General features: G+C 68.6%; 6 protein-coding genes. All 6 read right to left on the bottom strand.

All coding sequences use genetic code 11. The annotated features are described in order from the left end of the window. Positions 1–19 precede the first annotated feature (19 nt). On the bottom strand, positions 20–634 hold the full coding sequence (locus tag G3O00_RS22140; RefSeq protein WP_174933981.1) for a DUF4136 domain-containing protein: 615 nt from the start codon (positions 632–634) through the stop codon (positions 20–22). Positions 635–671: 37 nt separating this feature from the next. Further along, positions 672–3,059 (bottom strand): CHASE2 domain-containing protein, encoded by a 2,388-nt coding sequence (locus tag G3O00_RS22145; protein ID WP_206144337.1) that lies wholly within the window; start codon positions 3,057–3,059, stop codon positions 672–674. A 10-nt stretch (positions 3,060–3,069) separates the two neighbouring features. Further along, positions 3,070–4,431, bottom strand: a complete 1,362-nt coding sequence (locus G3O00_RS22150; RefSeq protein WP_206144338.1) for a FecR domain-containing protein — start codon at positions 4,429–4,431, stop codon at positions 3,070–3,072. Next, positions 4,428–5,132: a response regulator transcription factor gene (locus tag G3O00_RS22155; RefSeq protein ID WP_006490421.1), complete on the bottom strand. Its 705-nt coding sequence runs from the start codon at positions 5,130–5,132 to the stop codon at positions 4,428–4,430. Before G3O00_RS22155 ends, G3O00_RS22150 begins: the two co-directional genes overlap by 4 nt. Before the next feature lie 268 nt (positions 5,133–5,400). Then, a complete protein-coding gene (locus G3O00_RS22160; RefSeq protein WP_174933977.1) occupies positions 5,401–5,823 on the bottom strand; it encodes a peptidase in 423 nt (140 codons plus the stop codon). Positions 5,824–6,018: 195 nt separating this feature from the next. Then, entirely contained in the window at positions 6,019–6,246 is a 228-nt protein-coding gene (locus G3O00_RS22165) for a sulfurtransferase TusA family protein (protein WP_006402122.1), read from the bottom strand. Between the last annotated feature and the right edge of the window lie 86 nt (positions 6,247–6,332).

Genomic DNA, 6,332 nt, shown 5'->3' on the forward strand with positions numbered 1-6,332 from the left:
TCACCTCACCGGCCGACGCTCAGCGCGCTTCGGCCGGCTTCACCGAGACGACGCCCGGCATTCCGCCCGCGTCGTCTTTTTTCGTCTTGACGAGCCAGCCGCCGCCGTCGCCGAACGGCACCTTCGCGAGCGCGCTCTTCACGAGCGCCGGCGCGGCCTGCTGCGTGCCGGGATCGCGATCGCGCAGCGCGGCCGATACGCGGTAGACGTCGGCGCCCGATTTCGCGTCGACGAAGCGCAGCGTCAGCACATGGCGATACACGCGGCCCATGAACGGCAGCGCGAACGGCGCCGGCCCGTCGACCGTCACGCATGCGCTGCTCGCGGCGCCGCAGCCGTCCGCGATCGCCGCGACCGTGGCCGGCTGCGTCGCATACGCGATCGACAACCGGTAGCGCGCAGCCGCGAGCGGCTTCGCATCGAAGCCGCGGTGCGCGAGTTCGTCGCGCACGAGCGTCTCGATCTGCCGGTATTCGGCATCATTGGCCTGCGCGGCCGTCCGCACGAAATCGTAGCCGTGCGCGTCGGATGCAAACGCGTTCGGCTGCCCGACCGCACTCACGCCGCTCGTCACGCCGGCGCAACCCGTCAACAGCGACGCCGCCAGCGCGGTCGCTGCCCATTCCTTTCTCATGGCTTTCCCCAAATGCCTGCCGTCGCGCCCGGCCCTGTCAGGCGGACGGCTCGTCGATCGCGGGCAGCGACACCGTCACCGCGGTGCCGACACCCACCTCGCTGTCGACCGACACGCTGCCCCCATGGCGCGTGACGACCGTCTTCACGAATGCCATGCCGAGCCCGGAACCCGAGATTTCGGGCCGCTCGCCGGCATGGAATCGCTTGAAACGCTCGAACAGATGCCGCTGATCTTCCGGCGCAATGCCGTACCCCTGATCGCGAATCGTACAGAACATCCGTTTCGACGCGTGCTCGACCGCCAGCGTACACGTGATCACGGTAGCGGACGGACTGTATTTGACTGCATTGTTCAGCAGGTTCACGAACGCGCGCGTAATCAGCGAGCGGTCGGCGCGCACCCAGCACATCTCGGTGCCGACGTCGGTGTCGACGCGAATGTGCTTCGCCTGCGCCTGCGGCCACACCTCGTCGCTCGCATCGATCAGCACGTCGACGAGGCTCGTCGCCTCGAGCTGGTACACCTGCGACTCCGCACGCGCCAGCTGCACGAACTCGTCGGCCAGCGACAGCGCGCGGTGCGCATAGCGCTCGATCCGCGCGAGCAGCCCGCGCATCGCGTCGGTCTCGGCGCGGTCGCGCTCGATCTCGACGAGCGCGAGAATCGACGATTGCGGCGAGCGCATGTCGTGCGACAGCAGGTGCAGCGCTTCCTCGCGCTGCCGCTCGGCCGCGTGCAGTTCGGTCACGTCGACAAGGCCGGCGATCCAGCCCGTCACGCGGCCCTGCGCGTTCGTGCACGCCGCGTAGCGTAGCAGATGGTCGAGCCCGTCGCGATCGCGCACCTCGATGCCGCGCGCCATCGCATCGTGCTCGGCCTCGAGCGTCGGGTCGAGTACCGCCGGCCAGTGTTCGCGGATCGCCACGTCGTGTTCGGCGTTGCCGTCGACGGTCTTCATGAAGGTCAGCTCGCCGAGCGCCGTGCGCAGCGGCCGCCCTTCCGGCAGCGGCAGCGACAGGCGCGACCCGTAGCGCTTGGCCGCGTGGTTCGCGATCAGCACCGTGCCGGCCAGGTCGGTCACGAAGATCGGCTCGGGCATGCTGTCGAGACTGTCCCACACGAAGCGCTTCATGTCCTGCACGCGCTGCGCGGCTTGTGCCATCAGGGCCATCTGCCGCTCGAGCACGTCGCCGCCGACGCTACGCGTACGCGGCGCCTCGGGCAGCAGGTGCGGCTCGTCGGCGAGCCGCTGCAGTTCGCGACGCAGGTACGACATCGTCATTTCCAGGCGCCGCCAGTTCCAGATCGGGTAGACGGCGACCAGCCCGAAGATCGCAGGTGCCGGCGACAGCCAGATGCGCGCTTCGAACAGCAGCGCCATGCTCGCGACAACCGAGAGCGCGGCAAGGCTCAGCGTCAGCAGCAGCGCACGCCACGGCGACAGCATCAGGAACCCGCCCAGCAGCGCGGCGAGCGGCAGCAGCGACGCGACGAACAGCCCGGCGCGTGACGCCGGCGAGATCGCGCTGCCGGTCGCCAGCATGTCGAGCACGTTGGCGTGGATATACACGCCGGCGAGCGGCCCGAATTCGCCGGACACGGGCGTCGCGAAGCGGTCGTACAGCCCCGACGCCGTCACACCGACGACGACGATCTTGCCGCGCAGCGCGTCGGGCTTCACGCGCCCTTCGAGCACGTCGTCGAACGACAAGGTCGGATACGCGGGTGTGTTGCGGCTGAACGGGATCAGGTAGCGGCCCTCGCCGGTCGCGTCGCGCGACAGGTCGTGCGCCTGCGCGCCGGGCGCACCGCCGACCGGATGCAGCTGGCCGCCCTGGATCGCGCGATACACGGGCACCATCAGCTGCGGCCAGCGCACGCGGCCGTCGCTTTCGTACAGCGCCACGCTGCGGACGATGCCGTCGCGATCGACTTCGAGGTTGATGTGGCCGAGCCCGACCGCGCGCGCCGCGAGCGCGGCCACCGGCGGATCGACCGCGCGCGTGCCGTCGGCCTGCTCGGGGCTCAGCAGCACGGGCAGGAAGGTCGGCACGTGGGTCATTGCATCCGCGAACGCGCGATCTTCCGGCGACGGTTCGGTAAACAGCACGTCGTAGACGACGGCGGCCGGTTGCGCGCGCGCCAGCGTGTCGAGCAGCCGCGCATGCACGTCGCGCGGCCACGGCCAGCGGCCGAGCGCGGACACGCTCTGGTTGTCGATGTCGACGACGACCACGTCGGGTGACAACGGCAGGCTGCGCAGCATCAGCAGCCGGTCGTAGATCAGGCCGTCGACGCTCGCCGACATGCGGCCGACCGCGCACGCGAGGATCACCGCGACCCCGAGGCAGCCGATCGCGATCCATTCGATCAGGAAGCGGCGGCCGAGGCGCCGCCGTGGAGAAACGGAGTCGGGTTTCATGCGCCGCGAATCAGCGCGACAGCGTGAACGCGCTGACCGGACTGGTCTTCTCGTAGAACTTGCCGCCCTCGAACTCCTCGACGGTCACGGCCCAGAAATAGTCGCCCGGCGGCAGGTGCGCGACGGTGATCTGGCGCGTATGCAGGCCGACCTGGTCGACGACCGGCGCACTCAGGTCCTTCGAGCGCGACAGCACGAACCGGTAGCGCGCATCCTTGCCCGAACCGTTCGGCGACCAGCGGAACTCGTAGCCGCCGGCACCGGGCGACGCGCTCGCGTCGAGCCCCATCACGCGGCGTTCGAACGCGTACGTGCGCGGCCGGCCCTCGAGGCCGTTCGCATCGATCGCGGCGACCCGCACGAAGTAGTTCCCGTTCGGCACGTCGCGGAAGACCGCGCGCGGCGAATCGGTGCGCGTTTCGCGGAACAGGTCGAGCAGCCCGGCGTCGTGCGCGAGCTGGACGCGGTATGCCTGCGCCTGGGCGAGCGGTGCAACGTCGAATGCGACGTCGGGCTCGTCCTGCACCTTGTCCGGATGCGCGAGCGCCGGTGCGGGCAGCAGCTCGACGGGCGCGCCGACTGCGCCGGACGATGTCGCGACGCTGCCGAAATTCGCATGCACGAGCGTCGGGCCGGCCGGCTGGCGGTCGCCCGCGACGCCGACGGTGCCGTCGAGCACTTCGACGCGCGTCGACGCGTTGCCAGCCGCGTCGTAATTCACGCGGAAGTGCGTGCCGCGCACACCGGCCACGACCGACGGCGACCGGATCTGGAAGCGGTCGTCGCGTTTCTTCAGATGGGTGACTTCGCTGTCGACCGAGCCGCGCGTGAGTTCGAACTCACGATCGAGCGTGCCGGTCAGCACCGTGCGGCGCAGCGCCTTCAGGTCGAGCTGGCTGTCGGGCGGCAGGCTCATGTGCGTGCCGTCAGCGAGCTCGAGTGTCACGAAGCCGTTCGGGCCCGTGCGCACGCGATCGCCCTCGGCGAGCGTCGCGTCGTTCGCGAGCGGCGCGTAAGCGTCGCCGGACGCGCGTTCGGCCGTGCCCTGCACCGCGATGACGCGGGCGGTCAGCTTTTCCTTGCGCAGGCGCGCCACCGGCAGCTTCAGCGCGATGCCGGGCTGCAGGTGCTTCGGCGCGGGCACGCCGTTGATCTTCTGAAGCAGTTGCCAGTCGTCCGCGCCCTGCAGGTAGCGCGCGGCGACGTCGTACAGCGTGTCGCCCGCCTGCGTGCGGTAGACGACCATCTTGCCCGCCGCCGCAGGCGGCTGGGCAGCCGCATGCTGCGCGGCGAACGCAAACGCGACCGCGCCGGCTGCGCGCAGCGCTACCGTGCGCAGGTTCGCCGTGCGCTGCGTGATTCCCGTCGTCACTCCGGTTCTCCCTGGCCGACCCGCTCGAGCCGGTAGCCGTACCCGTAGATCGGCGCAAGGCGATAGCCGTTTTCGGGCCGCAGGCCGAGCTTGGTGCGCAGCATCGAGATGTGCGTGTCCATCGTGCGCGACGGGATGTCGGTCGCCTGCTTCCACACGAGATCGAGAATGTGCGCGCGCGACAGCGGCCGGTCGAGGTGCTGGAACAGCAGCAGCGCGAGTTCGAATTCCTTCTGCGTGAGGCTCACGGCCTTGTCGCCGACGTAGGCCTGCTTCAGGTTCACGTCGAAACGGAATTGATCGAATTCGCGAACGGTGGCCTCGGCGTTGACCGGATACGCGCGACGCAGCAGCGAGCCGATGCGCGCGCGCAGGATCGGGCCCGACACGGGCTTGACCACGTAATCGTCGGCGCCGGCGTTGAGGATCTGCGTGATCCCCGCCTCGTCGTCACGGCTCGTCATGAAGATGATCGGCAGGCTGTGCTCGGTCTGATTGGCACGCACCCACTTCAACACTTCCTCGCCGGACATGTCGGGTACGTTCCAGTCAAGCACCAGCAGATCGAACGTCTCGCGCTGCAGACGCTTCTTCAGGGCCTTGCCTTCCTTGAACGCATAGCACGTATGGCCAACGGCCGTCAGCGTTTGACTGACGAAATCCGTCTGGGCCGGATCGTCATCCAGTACAGCAATTCTCATAGCACCCCGCAAATCGAAATCGATTCGTCCTGTTCAGCTCCCCGCCCCCACCCGGCCGCGCAGCACGCGCGCGGCTTCCGGATACCGGCCGGCGAGCCGTCGTTCGCCGCTCGCGCCACCTGCGCAAACCGGCGACCCCGGCTAAATATCTCAAAAACGGGGCACGGACGAACCGGCGATTTCATCATAGTAGTATGAAATTCGCCAATAAATTGCGCGGACTATCGTCTTTTCTTCGAATAATCCTTCCTGCCGCGCAATCGAGCGCCTAATCGGCGCCCGTGAAGCCCGCCACCGGCTCGGCGACGTCGTCGGCCTGTACGCGATGCGACAGCGGCTCCGGACGCGCCGGTTGTACAAGCATCCGCTGCAGCTGGCCGCGCACACGCTCCCACGCAGTGGCCGCGTAGTCCGGCTGGCTCGCCGCCCACGCCTGCGCCAGATCGAACACGCGCTCGATCGTCGCACCGCAGTAGGTCAGGCCCGAGCCGTCGTCCTGCGCGGCATCGCGCAGCCGTTCGTCGAGCCACTCGGCCAGCCACGGCATCTCGGCCGCGGCCGAATCCGCGTAGGCCTCCAGCGCGGCACGCGCGTGGCGATCCTGTTGCGGGTCGAGCTCGATACGGCTCAGTCCCGATACGTTGCGTTCCGCTCCGGACGGACTTCGAATGGTCCCTGGTCTGAAGGACATGTCCTCTCCCCGTTGTACGACGGTAGCGTCAGGCATGGCCCCCGTGCCCGCCGTACGACGTACCGTGGCCGGCGCATCCGCTGGGAGCGGACGACCGGCCGGGTCAGTATACGCAGCCGATCACGAAGCGAGGTTTAAGAATTGTCAGAAAAGTGTAGCCGGCGCCAGGCGCTGCCGGCAGCGTGATGCGGGCCGTCAGCGGCGGCGCATCAGGAACACGAAGGTCTTGTCCTGCGTCGTCGATTCGACGATCTCGTTGCCCGTCTGCTTCGCGAACGCGGCGAAATCGCGCTGCGAGCCGGGATCGGTCGCGAGCACCTTGAGGATTTGCCCGCTTTCCATATCGGCGAGCGCTTTCTTGGCACGCAGGATCGGCAACGGGCAATTGAGCCCGCGCGCGTCCACTTCCTTGTGAATCTGCATCGGCTGTCGACCTTCGAATGACGCGCCATTCAAGGCGCGGAGAGAAGCCGGGATTTTACCGCAGCGCCGCCTTGCCTGCCCGGGCC

The sequence above is a fragment of the Burkholderia sp. Ac-20384 genome (genome assembly GCF_017104605.1).
Lineage (GTDB): Bacteria > Pseudomonadota > Gammaproteobacteria > Burkholderiales > Burkholderiaceae > Burkholderia > Burkholderia lata.

Coding starts and splice junctions, on each gene's coding strand:
- G3O00_RS22140 (WP_174933981.1), bottom strand. CDS start 634: ATGAGAAAGGAATGGGCAGCGACCGCGCTGGCGGCGTCGCTGTTGACG.
- G3O00_RS22145 (WP_206144337.1), bottom strand. CDS start 3,059: ATGAAACCCGACTCCGTTTCTCCACGGCGGCGCCTCGGCCGCCGCTTC.
- G3O00_RS22155 (WP_006490421.1), bottom strand. CDS start 5,132: ATGAGAATTGCTGTACTGGATGACGATCCGGCCCAGACGGATTTCGTC.
- G3O00_RS22160 (WP_174933977.1), bottom strand. CDS start 5,823: ATGTCCTTCAGACCAGGGACCATTCGAAGTCCGTCCGGAGCGGAACGC.
- G3O00_RS22165 (WP_006402122.1), bottom strand. CDS start 6,246: ATGCAGATTCACAAGGAAGTGGACGCGCGCGGGCTCAATTGCCCGTTG.